A 17,250-nucleotide genomic window follows, 5' to 3' on the forward strand; every position below is an offset into this window, starting at 1 on the left:
CTCAGCCCTCCAGCCAGTTGGCCAAAAGGCCGGGAATACGGTCGGTGACGGCCTCTGCCGTCGGGATAAGGTCGGTGCGCTTGCGCAGCTTCACCTGCGGCACCAGCAGGAACACCGGTACGGTCTGCGCACCTGTCAGGACGCCGTCCTTGCGGCGGCGCCCACCCTTGCGGCGCGCCTGGCCGCGCTTCGTCAAACGCGCATCATCCAGCACCAGAAGCGCCGAGCGCCGGTTCTGCCGGTAGACGAACCGCAGGCGCTGGCCGGTCCGGCGCTCGAAGTCGAGCGGCGTCATCCGTCGGCCAAAGCGCCCGCTCCCTGCCGCTTCCAAAGGGATTGCCAACCAGACACCGCTCGAAGACCGGATCGTCGTCCCCTGATCATGGGCGGCTACAATCTCCGGCGCCCTGGTCCAGACCATCGCCGCGGCATTCAGACTGTTGTCGCCCTTGGGATAGCTCTCTGATCGGACCGAATTTCCAACCCGGTTTCCCAGTCCGCCCTCGACAATCTCCGACCGCCAGGCGCCTTTCAGGTCACGCGCGACGGTCAGCATCGCGCGCGTGTGCGAGCGCTCCATACGCTGCAAATCGCGCGCCATCATCTCGGCCACGTCGACGTCCTGGCGGATGACCAACTTCATGCCGGGCGCGCCTCGACGCGCCAGTAAATCCGACGATCCTCGCGGACAGGCTCACCCTGCACGATGAAGCTGTCGGGGCCGACCACGAGAGCGTCGCCCGCGACCGGATTAGCCACGTCGGCGCAAAGTATCTTGAAGGTGGCCGCGGGCGAAACGATCCGCCCGGGCCCGAAGTCCGACGCCGCGTCGCCGAGATCGGGAATGACCCGTATCTGAACCGACCCACCGCCGGACGGCGTGTAGACCGCGTCGAGCCCCAGCGGCCCGTCGAAGATGGCGGCGGCGTCGGCGGCGAACGTCACTCGTCGTCGCCGTCTTCGGCAGCATCAGAGGTGTCGCCACCTTCGGCTGCGGCGGCAGGACCGCCTCCCTCGCCTGCCTCAGCCGCGCCGGCACCATCCTCGGCGCTCTCTGCGGGCGGCTCGGACAGGTCCTCGAACAACGCCGCGTTGAGACGACCCTCGAAGGCTTCGACCTCGAACTCTTCGCCGTACTTGAAGGACAGCGCCTGGCCGCCGCCGATCTCGACGGCCTTCATGCGCTTCGGCACTGCGCCGAGAACGTGGACGCGCTTCGCCCACTGTTCCCGGGTCAGCTTGACGGAGACGGGACCACGCAAGGTGGCCCCGCCCGCAGCGATCACACGAACGGGAACCATGATCACACCGCCTGGACGAGGCAGGCGTGCTGCCAGTAGCCGTAACCGGCGTTGGCGTGGTAGTTGGTGCCGAACAGCCAACGCTTGTTCTTGACCTCCTCCTCAGAGCCTTCGGCGATCACGTCGAGCATCAGGTCGGTTTCCTGCTGCCAGATGAACGGCTTCACGTCACCGTCGATGCGCATGACGACCAGCTTGTCGGTCCACGTCAGGCGCGGGTTTGCGGCCAGCTCGAAGGTGTATCCGTCGAGGCTGGCCATGACGTTGGTGTCGCCCCCGCCCAGCACCGCATTTTTCAGGGCAGCAGCAGCGGACGAGAAGTAAGTCGTCGGCACCATCACGAGGAACCGCCGCGCCATCTCGTTCAGCGGCTCGCCCTGGTCGTCCTTGAAGCCGAGGATCTTCTCGACCCCGGCGAGGACCATGGCCCGCACCTCTTCCGGCGAAGGTGCCGCCGTGGTGCCATGCACTGCGGCAGGAACGGCCGAGATGTCGACGGTGATGTCGTTCGACTGCGTGCCGCTCTTGCCTTCGACATGGTCGGTGTCGAAGAAATACTGCCCATCGTAGCAGACCGCGGACTCGGCAGCGATCAGCGTGCTCGACAGGAGGCTCTGCTTGTGCGTCACCGCGCGCCCCGCCAGTTCGCCGACGCGCGTCATGATCTGGCCGGTCTTGTCGCGACGCACCCAGTCGGTCGGCACCTCGATGCCGTTGGCCCAGTGGATGTTCGCGATCGTGATTCCGGCCTCACGCAACCCGTGGAACAGGCGGTCGCCTTTCCACTCGGACATGGTCGGGCTCTGACCCAGCCACTTGTACGTCTCCGACTCCTGGTCGGTGGTGAACGTCATGGCGATGCTGGACGCCCAGGAGGCGGCCATCGCGGCTTCCAGCCGCTGATAGAACCGCCCGATGATGGCGCGGCTCGAAAGACCCTTGTTTGCGGTCATGGTTTCGTCCTCTCTTACACAGCCGCGGCTGCGCTGTTGTGGGCGGCGGCCAGCGCCGCATCGAACTCGACAACGGCCTCACCGGTCGCAACCCAGCGCGACACGAAGCCGATCAGGCTGTTCGACGTGGCCGTCAGGGTGAAGGTGTCGTCGTCGCTGGCGTAAACCGCGGCGCGATCGTTGGCGGTGATGCCGATGGAAGCGATGGACAGCAGGATTTTGCCCTGCGTCTTCACCACCACGTCGATGTCGCCGGCGCTGCCATCGCTGTTGTCGGCAGTCTCGATGGCGAAGCCCTGGAAGACGTCACCGGCGACCAAGGGGCGGCTGTAGCCCGAGCCGTTTTCACCGACTGCGGCGCCTTCGTAGATGACGTCGGCTGCGATCACCGGGTAGGCCGACTGGTCACCCGGCAGGTAGACGCGCGGGGCGTCCTTCGAAAGAGTTGCCATTCTCCATGCTCCTCAGATCAGGCGCCGCGACGCGACACGCGGCCGGCGGTTTCGGCCTTGATGCAGGCCATGTAGGCGTCGAAGTCGTCGCCGAACTCGGCGCGCAGATTTGCGTCCTTGTCCCAGTCCGCCTTCGCCTTGTCCTCGGGCGTGCCCCCTGTGGCGGTGGTGGACTGCGGTCGCAGGGGCACCACGGCCGCGACCGCGTCGTCGGCCTCCAGCGCGGCGATCTCGGCAGCACCCGCCGCCTTGTCGGCCTTGACCATTTCCAGCGCCAGCTTCTCGGCGCTCCAGCCGTCGGCCTTTGCCTTCGCCACGAGGTCGCCGTGCGCCCCGGTGGCGATCTCGTCGATTGCCGAAATACGGGCACGCTCGGTCGCCACAGCCGCATCGATCTTCGCCTTGGTTTCATCGCCAGCCGATGCCGCCGCCGATGCGGCGATCTCGTCCACGATGTCGGCCCGGTGCTCGCGCAGCTGGGCCAGGGTGATGGAATCCCAGTCCATGGGTTCCTCCTTTGCTGCGGTGGCGGGGCCCGCGTTGATGCTGCCACGGGCCGCCAGCCCCGTGCTTGTTTCTGCCTGGGGATCGGTCGGATCTGGTGCCGAACCTTCGGGATCGGACGTACCGCGCTCGACCATGTCCGCGATCAGACGGGCAAAGCTGCCCCGGCCGTCGGCCATGCCGCGCTCGATGGCTTCGCCGCCGTCGAAGACGAGACCCTGCCCGAACCGATCCATGACCTGCTGCGTCGTGACGCCACGAAACGCTGCGATGCTCTCGATGAAGTCCTGCGCACCGGAATCGACGAGCGCCTGCATTTCTGCGCGGCCTTCCGGGCTGTCCGGGTCCGTCCATTTCAGCGGGCTCTGCTCAGCCACCACGCGGACAATGCGGGCGCCCATCTTTTCCAGCACCGGCTCGAAGTCCACGTACTCGATCTTCGTGCCGATCGATCCGACCATGGACCCGGAACCAAGCGTTATGCGATCGGCCGCGCTCGCGAGCCAGTAGGCCGCGGACGCGGCGGTGCCGCCGACGAAGGCCTCGATCCGCTTCGGCCCGCTCTCACGGATGGCCCTGGCACAATCCCCGCACCCGGCGCCGAGCCCACCGCCGCTGTCGATGTCCAGCACGATGGACCGCACCGAGGAATCCGCCTGCGCCAGCATGACGTCCCGCAGCACCTCTTCGTAGGACCAGAACCAGAACGACATCTTGCGCATCAGCATGCCGATGACGGGGATCACCGCCACGCCGTCGATCACCCGTGCGAAGTCCGACCCTTCGAGCATCTCGGCACCGTCGAAGGCACGCGTCTCGCGGCCTTCCTCGCGCATGTCGCAGGCCTGTGCGATCATCATTTCGTCGGGTCGCATCAGCCAGGTGCGCCCGGAGCGGTCAACCAGCATGGCGAGCCCCCGTTTCCATGTCGTCATCGTCCTCGGTGTCCGGGCGGTCTGCCCCCTCGGCCGGTGCCGCGCCGGTGACCGCATCGCTGCCGTCCTCGGCACGCCTGCGGCGCACGTCGCGATGGTCCTGCCCGAACCGCGTGGCCGTGATCTGTGTCAGCGATGTCGCCCCCATGTCGAGGTAAGCGCGATCCGCAGTCGCATCCTTGACCGGATCGATGGTGATCCTTGCCGGTCCCATCCACGTTGCGTTCAGCCACGCCTGTCGGCGCAGCGGATCGCTGAAGAAACCGGGCGCCTCCAGCAGCCCCCGGGCCACCGCCTCGCCGATCACCGCCTCGTAGACCGGGCGGCAGAACTGGGTGACGTGCAGGGCCCGGTCTGCGCGGAAGAACTGCCATGCCATTTCCAGTGCCGCGCGCGACGCCGAATAGCTGGCCTGGAACTTCTTCATCAGCAGTTCGTACGGCAGATCGGTTCCCGCCCCGACCTCCTGCGCAATCGCCTCGATAAATGGCGAAAACTGAGGGTTCGGCCGACCCGGGGCAAATGCCTGGATCTGCTCGTCCGGCAGAAGATCGACGATCATGCCAGGTTCGGTCAGCTTGATGTCGGGAGCACCGCCCTTGCCCTGTTGTTCCGTCTGCAACCCGCTGGCAAGATCACCGTCCGCGGACGTCACCCCGATGGCGAAGCATGCACTGACCACTGCAGCGACCAGCTCGGCCTCGGAATACCTTGAGCGTTGCTTTAGCGCGTTGATCACCGGCGCCAACATCGGCGCATAGCGCGACATGTCCGGGCGCCACCGCGTGCCATGGACATGCAGAACCATCCACTGCCCCCGGCTGCCGTAGGCGGGCACCCTCTGCCAGGTCACTGCGCCACGAACACCTCGATCAAGCGCGAACCGGTTGGCAACGTGATAGGCAACCGCCGCGCCATCCGTATCGAACTCAATGCCGCCAGCTTGGGTTTCCCCGTCCTGCGACCAGTGCGGATTCGAAAGCCGGTCTGCCTCGACGATCTGCAGGGCCGTGCCCAGAAGCCGCCCCCGGCGCCGCTTGTACCGGCGCACCGCCAGGACGTCGCCCGACAGGATCCGCGAGCGGTAGACCAGGTCTTCCAGCTCCGCGAAGGTCTGGGTCCTGGTGACGTCGCAGTCACGCGACCCCGCCCAGTCCGTCCAGATGTCCAGCGCCAGCGCTTCCCACGTCCGCGCCTGCTCTGCCGTCATGCCCAGCCTGTCGCGGTCGACCTCCGGACGCACCATGTGACCCGGGCCGATGACGTTCACGACCTTCGTCGAGACAGCGGATTGCGCCAGAGGGTCGTTGCGCACCAGGTCGCGCGACCGGGCCCGCAGGTCTTCGAGGTCCGGCAGCGTGTCTGCATCCGCACTGGCAACCTGCGCGCCCCAGTTCACCGTGGCGCTGCGTCGCCGTCCGGCGCCATCGTATCCCGACAGGGCGGTCAGCGCTTTTCGCGACGCCACACGACGAAGCGCCATGCCGGGGCTGATCGCCGCGATCATGCGATCGAGACGCGACATGGCAACCTGGCGGCTCACGACATGACCCCCCGCTTGAAGGCGGCCCGGGCGCCTTGCGTCTGCCGACGCGCGAGCGCGACGAGGCGCTTCTCCTCGGCCAGTAGGCTGTCGAGGTCCAGGTAGGTCACCTTCTGCCCGTCAAGGTCGTAGCTTTGCATCTTGCCGGTCAGCAGCGCGGTGATCGCCGCCTGCACCAGGGCAAGCCGCGCCACATAGTCGATTTCTGGCATGGGTTACCCCGCTTGGCCGCGCACGCGGCGTTTCCTGGTCTGCACCGGTTGTGCGTCGCGCCCGTCTGTTGCGGGAGCCACCGTCACACCGGCATCGAAGAGGTCCGGCTGGTCCTCGGTCGGGGCAGCGCCCCTTTCGGCCTCGAGTCGCAGCCACTGTTCCGCCGTGAGCGACAGCCAGCCTTTCCGGCGTGCCCCCGCTTCCGCGTAGAGCATGGTGTCGAGTCCCTCGTTTCGGCGTGTCGGCTCGACGAGCTCCCAGCGGGCATTCACCACGCCCGACGAACTGCGGCGGAGCACCCGGACCTCGGAGGTCACCATGCGGTAGTATTCGTCGCCCAGCCCCCGAGCGAAGTGCACGTAGCCGCGCGACAGCGGATCGTCCTTTTCCAGCCAGCCGTAGAAGTCGCCCTTGAGCTGGCTCACGTTCAGCATGAACGCGCGCTTCTGCCGGCGCTTGGCCTTCCCGTCCGCCCGGCGCTCGAACTTCTGCGGCACCATCGTCGGCCCATTGGCACTGTTCGAACCCTTGACGACGATCACCCGGTCCCAGGGCCAGCGCGTGGCCCACGACCAGACCGCATCCGTGTAGGTCCCGCCGTCGATGGCGAGCATGTCGAGCGGCAGGCGCAGGCCGCGCTCGGTGCGCCATGTCGCCTTTAGGTAGCCATCCAGCGCCGACCAGCAGGCCTCGTCCGCGATGTGATGTGGCACCACGATGTAATCGACGGGCCAGCGCTGGTGGTTCGGCCCGTGCGCCACGATGTGGATCTCGGTCCGGTCGCCCTGGCAATCGACACCTGCGGTCAGGATCACACCCCGGGCGGGAACGATGCTGCGCGGAAGTCCCTCACCCTCCGGCTGGTTTTCCACCCGGTCCCGCAACTTCTCCCAGTCCGGCCCCTTGCTCGCCACCGCGTAAGGCAGGCCCAGCACGTCGTTCCAGAAGGTCTGCTCGGTCTCCGCTTCGACTGTGTGGGCAATCGCCTCTTCGGTCTCCCCGGTCAGAGACAACTGCGTCCAGCCCATCACCCGAGCATATTCCACAGCAATCGAGGCCCAGTCCCGCTGCGGCACGTAGGCCCGCCACAAGTGGAACCCCGGATGATCGCCCGCCGGGTTGGTGGCAACCCACTTTCCCAGCCCGACGATCCGTTCCTTGTCCGCGTGCCCGATCACGCCGCCGCAGTCGTCGCATGTGAAGCATGCCGCGTGCAGGCGCTCGGGATCGAGGTTGCGCCGGAAGTTCTCCCAGGTCAGCGGCGCCATGTGGCCGCAGTGCGGGCACGGCACATCGAACAGCCGCTTGTCGCTCCGCTCATACCGCCGGCTGATCCTGCAGGTGCCGACCAGCTGCGCCGTGGAGATCGCGAGGATCTTCGCGTCCTCGAACCCGCTCGCCCGGCTCTCCGCCAGTTTTTCCGGGTCGCCCTTCGGCGTCATCTCGAACTTCGACAGGTCGTCCAGCGCCACAAGCCGCCTGGACGTGCCGGCCAGATCGTCCGGAGAACCCGCCGAGGTGACCTTCAGCGAACCGTTCCGCGTCAGGGTCTCCTGGTTGAACTTCGCATCTTTGTTGTCGCCGCCCCGGCCGTCGCCGAAGAGCCGCCGAAGGCTCGGTGCCTGGCGGCGCATCGGCAACCACTTGTTGTCGACCCATTCGGTGGCCGAGCTGTGGGTCGGATGGACAACCAGGCTGTCGAGCGGGCCGTACTCGTGCCACGCGCCGATCACCGGATTCAGCACCGAGACCGTCTTGCCCCATTGCGCCGATCCCCGGACGGTCACTTCGCGGCACGGATGTTCCGGGCTCAGGACCTCGTGGATCTCGCGCAGGAACGGGAACCGCTCTATCCGGAACGGGCCCGGCATGGGCGACCGCTCGTCAAAGACGATGTTTTCCTCGCACCAGCGAGTAATGTCCGGCGGAGGCGGCGGTGCCATGGCCTCGGACAAGGCCGCGGCGATCACGGCCTCTGCCGAGGTCAGGAATCCCATGTCAGAAGTCCGCTTCGCGTTCTTCGTGGGTGGCCCCGGCTTCATCCGCCGCGACCTTCAGCGCCTCGGACCGGTCGCCACGGTGCGCCCTCCATTGATCGATCAGGATCGAACGCACTTCGCGGTAATCGACGCCCATCACGTCGGCCACACGGCGGGCGGCGTCGCGCAGCATCGTCTCGACCTGCGCGATCTCCTGCGCCAATTGCCGTTTGACCTGGCGCGCGGCCTCCTCGGCCAGGACCATCGATCCTTCGTCGAGAGCGTTCTGGCGGCGCAAACGGCGCGCCTCCTCTTCGACCTTCTGGGTCCGCGCCAGCTCGTAGCGGTCTGGGTCGCGCGGAGGAAGGAGATCGCCGCTCGGTTGGCGGTTCTGTGGCGCGTCATTGTCGTCGCCCGTCTCGATCTCGCGCAGGGAACGCCGCGTCGCCGCGCCGTTCCCCATCATCTGCCCCTTGTCCAGCCGACGCCCGAGCGCCTCGGCCGCCTTCACCAGATCGAACCGGCGCGCGCGCCCGTCACCCTGATAACAGCCGTCCAGCTTGCCCTCGCTGACGTACTGGCTGACCCGCCCTTTCGTGACCCCCAGCTCTTTCGCGAGCTCTGTCGTCGTCAGTCCGGGCATGCTCCTCTCCCTCTAAACCTTTCCCCCTTTGTTTAGGCGTCCCGAGTTTAGGCTTTCCAACTCGTTTACCCACGCGAAACCTCTGAGCCTCGCCCACCCGTATACAGTCGCCGACCGGAAGGACCCGCCGGCCCCGACCTCGGTCGGCCTTCATCGTGGGTGCAACCCGGCTGCCCGGGTCTGGTGCGCCGGCGCAGGCTGGCACCACCCAGTGGATGCGACTACCTTGACGCTGCATCGCACCAAAGGAGGCCCGCCATGCTCTTGCTCTTGACCGGTTCGCTGACTGCGCTTTGCGCTTCGGTCCTCGGGATCTACCTCGCCGCCAACGGCCAATGGCCAACCGGCGCCGGGGTTGCCGCAGGTGGAGTGATTACGTTCGCTGTCTGCAAGGCGCTGGATGATATCGTGTGCCACCTGTCGACCATCGCCAGGAACACCAGCATCCACTGAAATAGAAACGCCCGGTGCCATCTCTGGCCCGGGCGTACTTGGTGATGATGACATAGTGCTACGTCTCGGGTGACGCAGCTGTCAAGAGCTTTCGCGCGGCGCGGCCAGATCGAAGCCGCGCATGCGCTCCAACGCAGCCGCCAGCTCAGCCTTCAAAATGTCCACGATCCTGCCGTTCTTTGCCCAGCCATGGCGGCGCGCGACCTCGGCCAGGGTCATCTCATCGACGCACACCGCCCTGACCAGATCGGCAACGCGGATCGTGGACCGCATGCCGCCTTTGGACGGCCTGACGCAGTCCTTCACGAGGCCAGACCCGACCCTGCGTTCCATCACGCGCAGCCTGGTCATGTCGCGCGAGACGGCTTCAGACACCGATAGTCCCGTGCCTGATCCACCGCGGCCCGCCATCTCGATGCTGCAGCACTTGACCCCGGACGCCGCGAGACGCTCGACCAGAGCCGCGTATTCGCGGCCCATCTCCACCTGCCCGACCGTGAAGGGCGGCACGAAGACCGGGCGGCGGACACCGCGCCCCTCCACCGGAAGGCCCTTCGCCTTTCGCTCCGCCTCCCACCGTGCCAGCCGCGAAGGAAACGACCGGTGCGCGGCACTGTGCATCCGATCCCACGCATCGAGACGATGAACACGCAAACCCGTCGATCTGTCCGTACGCACCCGCGGCCCGCTGCCTGTCATGACTGCCTCGCTCGGAACCTCTGCCCGGCAGGCACCCCGCGCCGGCGCAACCGGGATCTTGGCGCTGGCACCGCCTGGCGGTGTCGCCCGAGCGAGGATCGCAGCGCAAGCCCTGCGCTCTTCCTCCAGCCGCCACTGGTAAGGGCGCAACGTGAACGCCGTCCCGATGGAGTTGACCCAGATCACGCTCATGCTGCCTGCCCTTCTGCCTGCTGTATCGCGTCGCATTCGTCGCTCAATGCCCGGTACCAGCCGAGCCACCTGACCTCGTCGGACGTGGCCACGCCGCGGCTGATCCGCCCTTCGATGATCCGCACCTTCGCCCGGTTTTCCTGAGACTGCGCCTGCAGCTGGTCGAGCTGATACCGGCCCGGCGGCGGTCCCCAGCGGCGGGCGATGTCGAGCAGCTCCACCTGGTAGCCCATCGACCGCGCGGTGCGGCCCATGGCCGAGCGTAGGACCGAGACGGCATAATCGCAGGCGCGCGGCGGCGGCGGGTGCAGACGGTAGGCAATCGATGTGATGGTGACCTCTTTCGGCCACTGGTCCTTTTGCTTGCCGCGGGCGCCGTGGGTGACCAGAGCGCGCAGGCCTGCCAGCGCCTCTTCCGACAGGTAGGCCAGCTTGTCCTGCAGCCGCCCCCGGAAGGCCTGATAGTCTTCGGCCTTCATGGTCTGCGGGCGCACCATGCCCGCCTCCTCCAGTGGTTCGATCAGAACCCGCCTCACCCGGGCCCGGCCCGGCTCATGGTCCGGTGTGCTGTCCGTCTCCGTCATGTCCTGCCCTTTCACTGCCATATCCCGAGTTATCCACAGGTGCGACCGGTCGGGTCTGTGACCGGACGCCCTCTCAATTTCATTTCCTTTCGTTTCCTCTCTTATGTCTGGAACTGTTACCGTTTGTTCCGAACTGTTCCGGCACTGTCCGGTAACGTTCCAACCACAGTCGGAGGAAATTTCCCTTTGATTTCAGCGTGGGCCGCGTCGCGCCCCCAAAACGTCCGCCTCTGCCGCCGCCTTCAGCGCGCGCCCGATCGACACTTGGAACTGCGGCATCTGACGGCGACCGCGGTGGTTCTCCACCAGCCAGTCGTCGAGCCACGCGACCGCCACCTCATCGGCACAGAGATCGGGGCCGCAGCCGCACTTCTTCAGCGCACCCTTCAGACGCAGACGCCGCATCAGGACGGCCTTCTCTTCGTTGCTGGCCTTGTGTTCCCGATGGCCCTCAAGGGCCGCTTCCATGACCTCTGTCACAACCGGGTGCGCGAGGCGGACCTCGCCGTTGTCGCAGCGGACGGGATACCAGTTGTAGAGCGGGTTGAAGCGCCGCTCTGTCAGCCCCTGCCACTTCTCCAGCGACAGCCCGAGAAGGAAGGCCAGTGCCTCCGGATCGCGCGGCAACGTCCCAAGGGGCGATTCACCGTGCGACTTGAAGAACAGCTCCAGCCCGAAGAAGCCCACCTCCGGGTCGCGGTAGGACTTCCGGCGGAAGTCGCTGCGGTCGTAGCGGTCGTGGTTGAACTGGACGAAGTAGTGGGAATCGAGCCGCTCCGATGCCGAGATCGGGTATTCCGGCAGATCGGTCTCTCCATTGCCGCCAACCTGGCGCAGGTGCGTGGCGCTCATCCCTGCCCCCCATCACCGCAAAGCGTCAACGCGCGCTCCATTTGTTGTAAAAGTAGGAGCGCGTTCTCCTTTGAGAACGCCATCGACCATTGTTGACGGCGCCGGATACCTCGATGAATGCCGGTATCGCCATGAATGGTCAGAACGAGCAGCCCGTAATCGACATCAAAATTCGCAGCCCTGCGCTGGTGCATGTAGGCGAACATCTCGAATTCATCGAAACCACTTCCCATCTTACGCTTGGGAGCCTCCAAGGGGGCACCGGGAGGATCGATAGCAAAGACAAGATCATTGTCTCTAATCATCCCTGCCCCCCGATCCGGTCCTGGCACAGGCGGCGCAGAACATAGCGCAGCGCGTGCAGCGAGTGGTCTAGGCCCAGCTGATCGCCCGCCTGCACATCGGTCCGCACCGCGATCAGTGCATCGGAGAGCGGACGTAGATCTTCGTCCCCCACAAGCGGCAGGGCGGCGGCAAGCGGCTGCATGAAGGGCCGCACGTCGAAAAGGCCCGGGCCGGCCAGCGCGATGCCGACCGCAACCGAGACCAGCGGCGCCATGGGCCCGAGGTCGAAGGTACCGGACCCGACACCCGCCATCCTCTCGAACGCAGCCATGTGGAACGCGCCTTCCAGCAGTTGGCGGGCGCGCAGCCCACAGGCACCGACATCGCCACCAGCCAGAACACGCCCGCGCGCGCCTAGCAGTTTCCATGTCGGGCCGAGGTCATGATCGGCGTACAGATCGAGGTGCTTGTCCGCAAAGGCGAAACCGGCTGTCAGGGTCAAAACAGGCCCTCCTGCTGTTCATGGGCGCGTTCCCGAAACAGGCGGCGCAGGACCGTTTCGCCCTTCCATGCTCTGTCCCAGACAAGCCACGCGTTGCGTTGTGGCGGGCAACCCTTGCCGCGGAAGTCGATCTTCCAGCAGCAGACGTAAGCCCGTGAGACAGGGAACCGCTCATGAAGTTCATCCATCCCGTTCTGACGGGCGGCAATCCAATCCCAGTTGAGCAGCATGGCCGCATAGTCCAGACCAAGATCCTCGATATGCCGAAGCCAGCGACCGTGTCCGTCCCTCGCGGACACTTCGTTGTAAGGCGGGTTCGTGCAGGCGATTTTCACCCCGATCGGCGCTTGCTTGAAGTCATAGAACCCCTTCACAACCGTCCCGGGCCACCCACGATCCACGATGTCCGACGCGTAGACCTCGAACCCTTGGCGGCGCAATTCCCGAGCCATCCGGCCATCCCCGCACGCATTTTCCCAGACCGGACCCCCGATTTCCCGCATCCGCTCGCCTTCCGCATCCAGGAAGGCCGCAGTTGCGTCCCAAGGCGTCGGGTCGAAGTCGAGGGGATCGCGCAGCGCCTCGGGCGCCCGCTGTTCCGGCAGGTTGCCGATGATGGTCTGCGCCGGATGCACCTTGCGCTTCGCCTTGGTGGCGCGGAAGAGGGGCTTTGCCGATGTCGCCATGCCGCGCCTCAATGCTCGATGAACGCCACGGGGCGGTCGGTCGACCAGCACACCGCGCAGTTGCCGCAATGGACCTGGCGCGGACTGCCGGCGTTCGCGTCCAGCTGTGCCGGGCAGACCACGGCATCGCCGATGGTCTTTCGCTCCGTCGGAAAGTCGATGGTGAAGCTGCCCCAGAGCCCGGTGCGCCCGCTCTGCCGGATCATGAAGCGGTCCGGATAGGCGTTGCGCACCCGCAGAACCGCCGCGCCGATCTCGTCGTCGGGCGTGCGGGCGGTGAAGCCGAACAAGTGCAGCCCCGGATACTGCCGCAGCAGCGCGCCCCAGAAGGCCACGTAATCGACCGACCAGAAGTCGCCGAGAACGTGCAGCCGGATCAGGATGCGCTCGTGTGCGGCGCAGAGGTGCGCGACCTCGGCCCGCAGGCGCTCCATCAGTTCCGGGCCGTGCGCCATGCGCTGCGCCTTGTCCATGGCGTTGCCGTAGCAGCCCCGCCACAACGGGCAGGACGTCGGACAGCTGGCGCGCTCTTCCAGCGTCAGCGTGTGGATCGGCACACCGCGCAAGCGCCCGACCAGCACCTGCCCGCCGATCTTGCCGCTGTTCACGCCGTTCTTAAGGACATGCACCACGTCATCCGGCCGGCGCACCGTCCCCGGATAGAGCGTCCGGGTCGCGTCCGCCGCGACCAGCTTGGCGATTTCACCGTTGGCCGGAATGCCGACCTTGAACCGCCGTCGGTCGGCGATCTCGGCCACGCGCTTGCGGGCGCGCCGTTCCTTCTTTTCCGTAGCCGTTTCTTTCCGGCCGGCCGCGCGCGCCCGGGGAAAGGTGATCCCGAGGACCGCCCGGTCAGCATCGATTGTCGAAAGCGCCACGCCGAGGGCCCCGGCGATCTGCGTCCTGGTCAGCCCCTCGGCCGCCAGCGCCTTGACCTTCTGGCGGCGCTGGTAGGCCTTGGCCCGGATGCTGCTGCCGATCTGCGGACCGGATACCCCGTGCGGCGCCTTCAGCCCGAGCGCGTCGAGGTGGTCGCGCACCGTCGCTTGTGGCATGTCCAGTTCGCGCGCCAGATCCGGCAGCGACTTGACCCCGTCGAACGCGGCCTTGACCGCGGCGCGCCGCGTGACCACCTCCGGATCGCGCTTGACCCGCGCTGGTGCCACGAGGCCGGGCGCGGGCGATTGCGTGGCCCGCGTCAGCGTCAGCCCGAGGCGCTGCACGTCGGCGTAGACAACCTGCAAGGCCACGGACAAGGTCTCCGCGATCTCCGGCCCGGTCTTCTTCTGCCGGACCAGATCGGCCACCCGTGCGCGCCGCGCCGCGACCTTCGGGCAAGGCGCAGGCTTGCGCCTCGACTGGACCGCGTGCGGATCGCGCTTCCGCCCGATCCGGCTTGTCGCTCGCCAGCCCGCGGTATCCGGGTCGACCGCCACCAGCGACTTGCCGTCCCAAAGGTACGGCTGGCGGGGCACGACGCCCTCGATCCGCTGGACCTTTCCGCCCTTAGCGAGGAAGCGGTCAACCGCCGCCTGGTCTTCTGCCGACAACGCCATCAGGCCACCCCCGAAAGATGCCCGGCGGCGGGCGAACCCACGCGCCGGGCGAGTTCCAACAGGGAGGTGGCAGACATGACCCGGTCTGCCAGCGGGAGGGAAAGGACCGCCGGTCCGGCGCTCAGGGAGGAGGAGAGAGAACCGCCCCGGCGGTCAAGGTGGCCGGGCTGCCACGGGCCCGGCTCAGGTTTCGCCACAGGCGCGGCGAATTTTGGTGGAAAAACCATGGATAGCACCGTCACAAGACGGCGGCGCCACACCTTGGGGGACGCGCAGAAGCTCAACACAAAATATATGAGGTTATAGCCTTGACGACTCTGCCCGTGCTTTCGGATGCTTGGCTTACGGTCGGGCGACCTGGAGCGTCGCCCGACCTGTGATACCGCGACACTCACTACGCGGCCCACTGCGGATCTCGGCCAAATGTCAACCCGGCCTGGAACCGCAATAGCCACAGAAAGAAATGTTCCATGGCTATTTCGATGCACCCTGTCACGGGTGTCCCCCTGAACGATATCACGATTCGCCGTAAAACAATCAATGAGGAAGAAGCTGTGACCGTTCATGTCATGAAGCTTCAGGGCGTTTCTTACACAGATATCGTTCACCACTTCGGCGTTGACGCCCGTCGCATTGGCGAAGTCCTGCGCGGCGAGGTCTGGCCGGAAGCGGCGGAGAAGGCGCTCGCGCTGAGCGACGACTTGTTCGCGCGCCACTGACGTGGTGAAGGCGGGTGGCGAGGAAAGCCACAGGGAGGAACCCGCCGACCTCGCACCGTGAAACAGGGCAGGACGAAGCCTTGCGCCCCGTCCCGCCACCGGCCCCGTGAGTGTGGAGCGGCCGGAACTCATATCTGCGAACGCCAACTCTCGGCGGCAGGCGCGTCTATCCTGTTCGGCGGTCGCGTATGCCTTCAGCTTCTGCATGTCAGAAGCGTCGGCTCGATTACCCGCTGTCAGGCGATCATGCTTGTTTGCAGCGGAAAAAGCGCCCGGTCTGCCCCCGCCTCCGCACCGGGCAGAGAGGTTGCACATCGCGAAGGCCACCCCCCAAAGAAGCCCGGCGGCGGGCGTAGAGCCCACGCGCCGGACAGTTTTCCATAGAGAGGAGACAGACATGACCCGGTCTGCCGACGGGATGGATACGACCGAAGCCTTAAGATCAGGACAAGATGTAGGGGAACCGACCCTGCGGTCAAATGGGCCGAGCTGCCACGAGCTCGGCCCGATATTCGCCCGTGCCTTGGCGAAGCGCCGGAGAACGTGGGGACGCTCCTGATTGACGCAGGGGCAGCATTTATCGCGTTTATCGATTCTATCAAGCCCAAAATCGACAATGCCATACCGCAAGAGGGCATTGGTGATTATCGGGGAAACTAGGTCGAGCGGCACAACACGCCGCTCGACCTTTGAAGCCGCACCATCCGTGAAACGGCCCCAAACGGAACCGGGGAAAACTGCACTAAGTCCCGGCACCGCCATAGCGTCGGAGTGGTCAGCTCCTCGGCCATCCCGGCAAGTTCTCTGGGTACTCAATACAGAGACGACTTTTCGATTCGAAACAAGATGTTGAATGCGAACAACAACTCTCGCACAGGTTGTGAGGGTTCCGGTGAGTGTGGAGCAGCCGAACGTCATATCTGACCCTCGTCGGCGTCGTACTTCGCCTCGAGCGACTGGACGAGCAGCGCCATGGCCTCCGCCGCCTCGCGCGCTTCCTGCAGGGCGCGGGCCTGCCCGCTGGCATCCCCGGACTGGGCGGCAATGACCGCGGCAGAGATCGCCTCGCCCGCCTCGCGCGACGCGGCGCTGGCGGCATCGAGGACACGCAGGCCCGCGCGCGCGGCTTCGGACGGCGCGCCGGACCCGCGCAACCGCGAGACCGGGTAGCGCCCCGCCGCATCCTCCAGCGCCCAGATGTAGACCGCCGGCCACTGGTGCTGGCCCGACAGGATCTTCGACAGGGTGCCTTTCGAGACCGAGGAGCCCAGCCGGGCGTTGATCGTCTCGGCCGCCGCGTCGAGGCATCCGAAGGTCCCGTCGATCAGGGCCGACATGGCGGCGTTGACCTGGCGCGCATCAAGCATCGGCAACCCCGTTTCCTTGAGAGGCCCCGCAGCGCGGTGCAGAAAAGGTTAACAAGTCGTTAACGAGGCTCGACGGAGGCCCGGCATAGATGACGGCGCAGGAAAGTTTAGCGTCGGGTTTCATTCGGCTGCCTCTGAAGATGGGGCGCCAGATGGAGGGTTCCGATGCATCCACTCAACGAGCCGCTCGGCGGTGTCGAGAGAGCAAGAACCGCCGTTCAAAAGCCGATGGTAGACCAAACGGTTTTTGGTGGCGTACTGGCAGATCGTGGACGGTGCCAAGCTGGACGCCTCAGCGTATTCCTCGACGGCCTTAATGATGGCTGACCTGTTCATGCGCCAATTGTTAGATAAAAATCTAAATCTCGTCAAAAGATACCAGTCAGACAATCGGCAAGTGGATGCACTGCCCTGGTATGCCTACAAGAGCGCCATGGATATGGATGCTTTCAGGGCCAAGGTTCTGGCTGCGATGTCAGCGCAGGACGTTAACAAAGCCGAGCTGGCGCGGCGCTCAGGCGTCTCCTATCATGCGCTCGACAAATTCCTTAAGGGAACGAGCTCCAGCACATCCGCAGACCGGGCCGCCGCCATCGCGCAAGCGCTTGGTATTCCGTACACTGGCGAGGGTGAGTACGAAGAGCTTAGGCGCCTGTTCTTTGGTCTGCCAGAAGAGCAGCGCGGGTTTGTTCTAGAGCAATTACGCGCCCTGACCGCTCAGAAATCCTGATCAAATCCCGCCGCAGGGCCATTAACGCGGCGGGAGTCAGACTGCCCAGAAATTGCTCAAATTCCTCTGCCTGCGTCATAGTGCCCCCGTCATAATTTCAAC

The 17,250-nt window shown here is 65.9% G+C and carries 21 protein-coding genes; 3 read left to right on the forward strand and 18 right to left on the reverse strand.

What is annotated here, in order from left to right:
• Position 1: 1 nt before the first annotated feature.
• Genes QNI11_RS12180 through QNI11_RS12225 form a run of 10 tightly spaced genes read right to left on the reverse strand, consistent with a single transcriptional unit; the run spans position 2 to position 8,523 of the window.
• The gene (locus tag QNI11_RS12180; RefSeq protein WP_283983505.1) at positions 2-604 is read right to left on the reverse strand and encodes a DUF6441 family protein; all 603 of its coding nucleotides are present in this window, start codon (positions 602-604) and stop codon (positions 2-4) included.
• A gap of 35 nt (positions 605-639) precedes the next feature.
• A complete protein-coding gene (locus QNI11_RS12185) occupies positions 640-945 on the reverse strand; it encodes a hypothetical protein (protein ID WP_283980336.1) in 306 nt (101 codons plus the stop codon).
• A complete protein-coding gene (locus QNI11_RS12190) occupies positions 942-1,301 on the reverse strand; it encodes a hypothetical protein (protein ID WP_283980337.1) in 360 nt (119 codons plus the stop codon). Before QNI11_RS12190 ends, QNI11_RS12185 begins: the two co-directional genes overlap by 4 nt.
• A 2-nt stretch (positions 1,302-1,303) precedes the next feature.
• Positions 1,304-2,254 carry a Mu-like prophage major head subunit gpT family protein gene (locus tag QNI11_RS12195; protein WP_283980338.1) on the reverse strand — a complete coding sequence of 317 codons (951 nt, stop codon included), beginning with the start codon at positions 2,252-2,254 and terminating at the stop codon, positions 1,304-1,306.
• 14 nt (positions 2,255-2,268) lie between these two features.
• Positions 2,269-2,706 carry a hypothetical protein gene (locus QNI11_RS12200; RefSeq protein ID WP_283980339.1) on the reverse strand — a complete coding sequence of 146 codons (438 nt, stop codon included), beginning with the start codon at positions 2,704-2,706 and terminating at the stop codon, positions 2,269-2,271.
• A gap of 17 nt (positions 2,707-2,723) precedes the next feature.
• The gene (locus QNI11_RS12205) at positions 2,724-4,145 is read right to left on the reverse strand and encodes a S49 family peptidase (protein ID WP_283980340.1); all 1,422 of its coding nucleotides are present in this window, start codon (positions 4,143-4,145) and stop codon (positions 2,724-2,726) included.
• Positions 4,108-5,688 carry a phage portal protein gene (locus tag QNI11_RS12210; protein ID WP_283980341.1) on the reverse strand — a complete coding sequence of 527 codons (1,581 nt, stop codon included), beginning with the start codon at positions 5,686-5,688 and terminating at the stop codon, positions 4,108-4,110. The genes QNI11_RS12205 and QNI11_RS12210 overlap by 38 nt, the downstream gene beginning before the upstream one ends.
• Positions 5,685-5,900: a hypothetical protein gene (locus QNI11_RS12215; protein WP_283980342.1), complete on the reverse strand. Its 216-nt coding sequence runs from the start codon at positions 5,898-5,900 to the stop codon at positions 5,685-5,687. The genes QNI11_RS12210 and QNI11_RS12215 overlap by 4 nt, the downstream gene beginning before the upstream one ends.
• A gap of 3 nt (positions 5,901-5,903) precedes the next feature.
• A complete protein-coding gene (locus QNI11_RS12220) occupies positions 5,904-7,898 on the reverse strand; it encodes a phage terminase large subunit family protein (protein ID WP_283980343.1) in 1,995 nt (664 codons plus the stop codon).
• A 1-nt stretch (position 7,899) separates the two neighbouring features.
• Entirely contained in the window at positions 7,900-8,523 is a 624-nt protein-coding gene (locus QNI11_RS12225) for a hypothetical protein (RefSeq protein ID WP_283980344.1), read from the reverse strand.
• Between the two features lie 258 nt (positions 8,524-8,781).
• Between QNI11_RS12225 and QNI11_RS12230 the strand changes: the two genes are divergently transcribed.
• A complete protein-coding gene (locus QNI11_RS12230) occupies positions 8,782-8,976 on the forward strand; it encodes a hypothetical protein (protein ID WP_283980345.1) in 195 nt (64 codons plus the stop codon).
• A gap of 81 nt (positions 8,977-9,057) precedes the next feature.
• Here the strand turns inward: QNI11_RS12230 and QNI11_RS12235 are convergent, their stop codons facing one another.
• The 7 genes from QNI11_RS12235 to QNI11_RS12265 form a co-directional block, all read right to left on the reverse strand.
• Complete coding sequence (locus QNI11_RS12235) at positions 9,058-9,867, reverse strand: hypothetical protein (RefSeq protein WP_283980346.1); 810 nt, start codon at positions 9,865-9,867, stop codon at positions 9,058-9,060.
• The gene (locus QNI11_RS12240; RefSeq protein ID WP_283980347.1) at positions 9,864-10,472 is read right to left on the reverse strand and encodes a hypothetical protein; all 609 of its coding nucleotides are present in this window, start codon (positions 10,470-10,472) and stop codon (positions 9,864-9,866) included. The genes QNI11_RS12235 and QNI11_RS12240 overlap by 4 nt, the downstream gene beginning before the upstream one ends.
• A 171-nt stretch (positions 10,473-10,643) precedes the next feature.
• Positions 10,644-11,303 carry a hypothetical protein gene (locus QNI11_RS12245; RefSeq protein ID WP_283980348.1) on the reverse strand — a complete coding sequence of 220 codons (660 nt, stop codon included), beginning with the start codon at positions 11,301-11,303 and terminating at the stop codon, positions 10,644-10,646.
• Positions 11,300-11,608: a hypothetical protein gene (locus QNI11_RS12250; protein WP_283980349.1), complete on the reverse strand. Its 309-nt coding sequence runs from the start codon at positions 11,606-11,608 to the stop codon at positions 11,300-11,302. Before QNI11_RS12250 ends, QNI11_RS12245 begins: the two co-directional genes overlap by 4 nt.
• Complete coding sequence (locus QNI11_RS12255; RefSeq protein WP_283980350.1) at positions 11,605-12,090, reverse strand: hypothetical protein; 486 nt, start codon at positions 12,088-12,090, stop codon at positions 11,605-11,607. The genes QNI11_RS12250 and QNI11_RS12255 overlap by 4 nt, the downstream gene beginning before the upstream one ends.
• On the reverse strand, positions 12,087-12,776 hold the full coding sequence (locus QNI11_RS12260; RefSeq protein ID WP_283980351.1) for a hypothetical protein: 690 nt from the start codon (positions 12,774-12,776) through the stop codon (positions 12,087-12,089). The genes QNI11_RS12255 and QNI11_RS12260 overlap by 4 nt, the downstream gene beginning before the upstream one ends.
• An 8-nt stretch (positions 12,777-12,784) precedes the next feature.
• Positions 12,785-14,332: a hypothetical protein gene (locus tag QNI11_RS12265; RefSeq protein WP_283980353.1), complete on the reverse strand. Its 1,548-nt coding sequence runs from the start codon at positions 14,330-14,332 to the stop codon at positions 12,785-12,787.
• A gap of 470 nt (positions 14,333-14,802) precedes the next feature.
• Between QNI11_RS12265 and QNI11_RS12270 the strand changes: the two genes are divergently transcribed.
• The gene (locus QNI11_RS12270; protein ID WP_283980354.1) at positions 14,803-15,051 is read left to right on the forward strand and encodes a hypothetical protein; all 249 of its coding nucleotides are present in this window, start codon (positions 14,803-14,805) and stop codon (positions 15,049-15,051) included.
• A 914-nt stretch (positions 15,052-15,965) separates the two neighbouring features.
• On the opposite strand, the gene QNI11_RS12275 is transcribed toward QNI11_RS12270, so the two are convergent.
• Entirely contained in the window at positions 15,966-16,418 is a 453-nt protein-coding gene (locus QNI11_RS12275) for a hypothetical protein (RefSeq protein WP_283983506.1), read from the reverse strand.
• Positions 16,419-16,668: 250 nt separating this feature from the next.
• Between QNI11_RS12275 and QNI11_RS12280 the strand changes: the two genes are divergently transcribed.
• The gene (locus QNI11_RS12280) at positions 16,669-17,148 is read left to right on the forward strand and encodes a helix-turn-helix domain-containing protein (RefSeq protein WP_283980355.1); all 480 of its coding nucleotides are present in this window, start codon (positions 16,669-16,671) and stop codon (positions 17,146-17,148) included.
• Positions 17,149-17,250 lie beyond the last annotated feature (102 nt).

The sequence above is a fragment of the Sagittula sp. MA-2 genome, from assembly GCF_030126985.1.
In the GTDB taxonomy this organism is placed as follows: domain Bacteria; phylum Pseudomonadota; class Alphaproteobacteria; order Rhodobacterales; family Rhodobacteraceae; genus Sagittula.

What these genes read in the sequence shown, in the direction of transcription:
- QNI11_RS12180 (WP_283983505.1), bottom strand. Translation starts at nt 604, where the DNA reads ATGATGGCGCGCGATTTGCAGCGTATGGAGCGCTCGCACACGCGCGCG.
- QNI11_RS12190 (WP_283980337.1), bottom strand. Translation starts at nt 1,301, where the DNA reads ATGGTTCCCGTTCGTGTGATCGCTGCGGGCGGGGCCACCTTGCGTGGT.
- QNI11_RS12195 (WP_283980338.1), bottom strand. Translation starts at nt 2,254, where the DNA reads ATGACCGCAAACAAGGGTCTTTCGAGCCGCGCCATCATCGGGCGGTTC.
- QNI11_RS12200 (WP_283980339.1), bottom strand. Translation starts at nt 2,706, where the DNA reads ATGGCAACTCTTTCGAAGGACGCCCCGCGCGTCTACCTGCCGGGTGAC.
- QNI11_RS12205 (WP_283980340.1), bottom strand. Translation starts at nt 4,145, where the DNA reads ATGACGACATGGAAACGGGGGCTCGCCATGCTGGTTGACCGCTCCGGG.
- QNI11_RS12215 (WP_283980342.1), bottom strand. Translation starts at nt 5,900, where the DNA reads ATGCCAGAAATCGACTATGTGGCGCGGCTTGCCCTGGTGCAGGCGGCG.
- QNI11_RS12220 (WP_283980343.1), bottom strand. Translation starts at nt 7,898, where the DNA reads ATGGGATTCCTGACCTCGGCAGAGGCCGTGATCGCCGCGGCCTTGTCC.
- QNI11_RS12225 (WP_283980344.1), bottom strand. Translation starts at nt 8,523, where the DNA reads ATGCCCGGACTGACGACGACAGAGCTCGCGAAAGAGCTGGGGGTCACG.
- QNI11_RS12230 (WP_283980345.1), top strand. Translation starts at nt 8,782, where the DNA reads ATGCTCTTGCTCTTGACCGGTTCGCTGACTGCGCTTTGCGCTTCGGTC.
- QNI11_RS12235 (WP_283980346.1), bottom strand. Translation starts at nt 9,867, where the DNA reads ATGAGCGTGATCTGGGTCAACTCCATCGGGACGGCGTTCACGTTGCGC.
- QNI11_RS12240 (WP_283980347.1), bottom strand. Translation starts at nt 10,472, where the DNA reads ATGGCAGTGAAAGGGCAGGACATGACGGAGACGGACAGCACACCGGAC.
- QNI11_RS12245 (WP_283980348.1), bottom strand. Translation starts at nt 11,303, where the DNA reads ATGAGCGCCACGCACCTGCGCCAGGTTGGCGGCAATGGAGAGACCGAT.
- QNI11_RS12250 (WP_283980349.1), bottom strand. Translation starts at nt 11,608, where the DNA reads ATGATTAGAGACAATGATCTTGTCTTTGCTATCGATCCTCCCGGTGCC.
- QNI11_RS12260 (WP_283980351.1), bottom strand. Translation starts at nt 12,776, where the DNA reads ATGGCGACATCGGCAAAGCCCCTCTTCCGCGCCACCAAGGCGAAGCGC.
- QNI11_RS12265 (WP_283980353.1), bottom strand. Translation starts at nt 14,332, where the DNA reads ATGGCGTTGTCGGCAGAAGACCAGGCGGCGGTTGACCGCTTCCTCGCT.
- QNI11_RS12270 (WP_283980354.1), top strand. Translation starts at nt 14,803, where the DNA reads ATGGCTATTTCGATGCACCCTGTCACGGGTGTCCCCCTGAACGATATC.
- QNI11_RS12275 (WP_283983506.1), bottom strand. Translation starts at nt 16,418, where the DNA reads ATGCTTGATGCGCGCCAGGTCAACGCCGCCATGTCGGCCCTGATCGAC.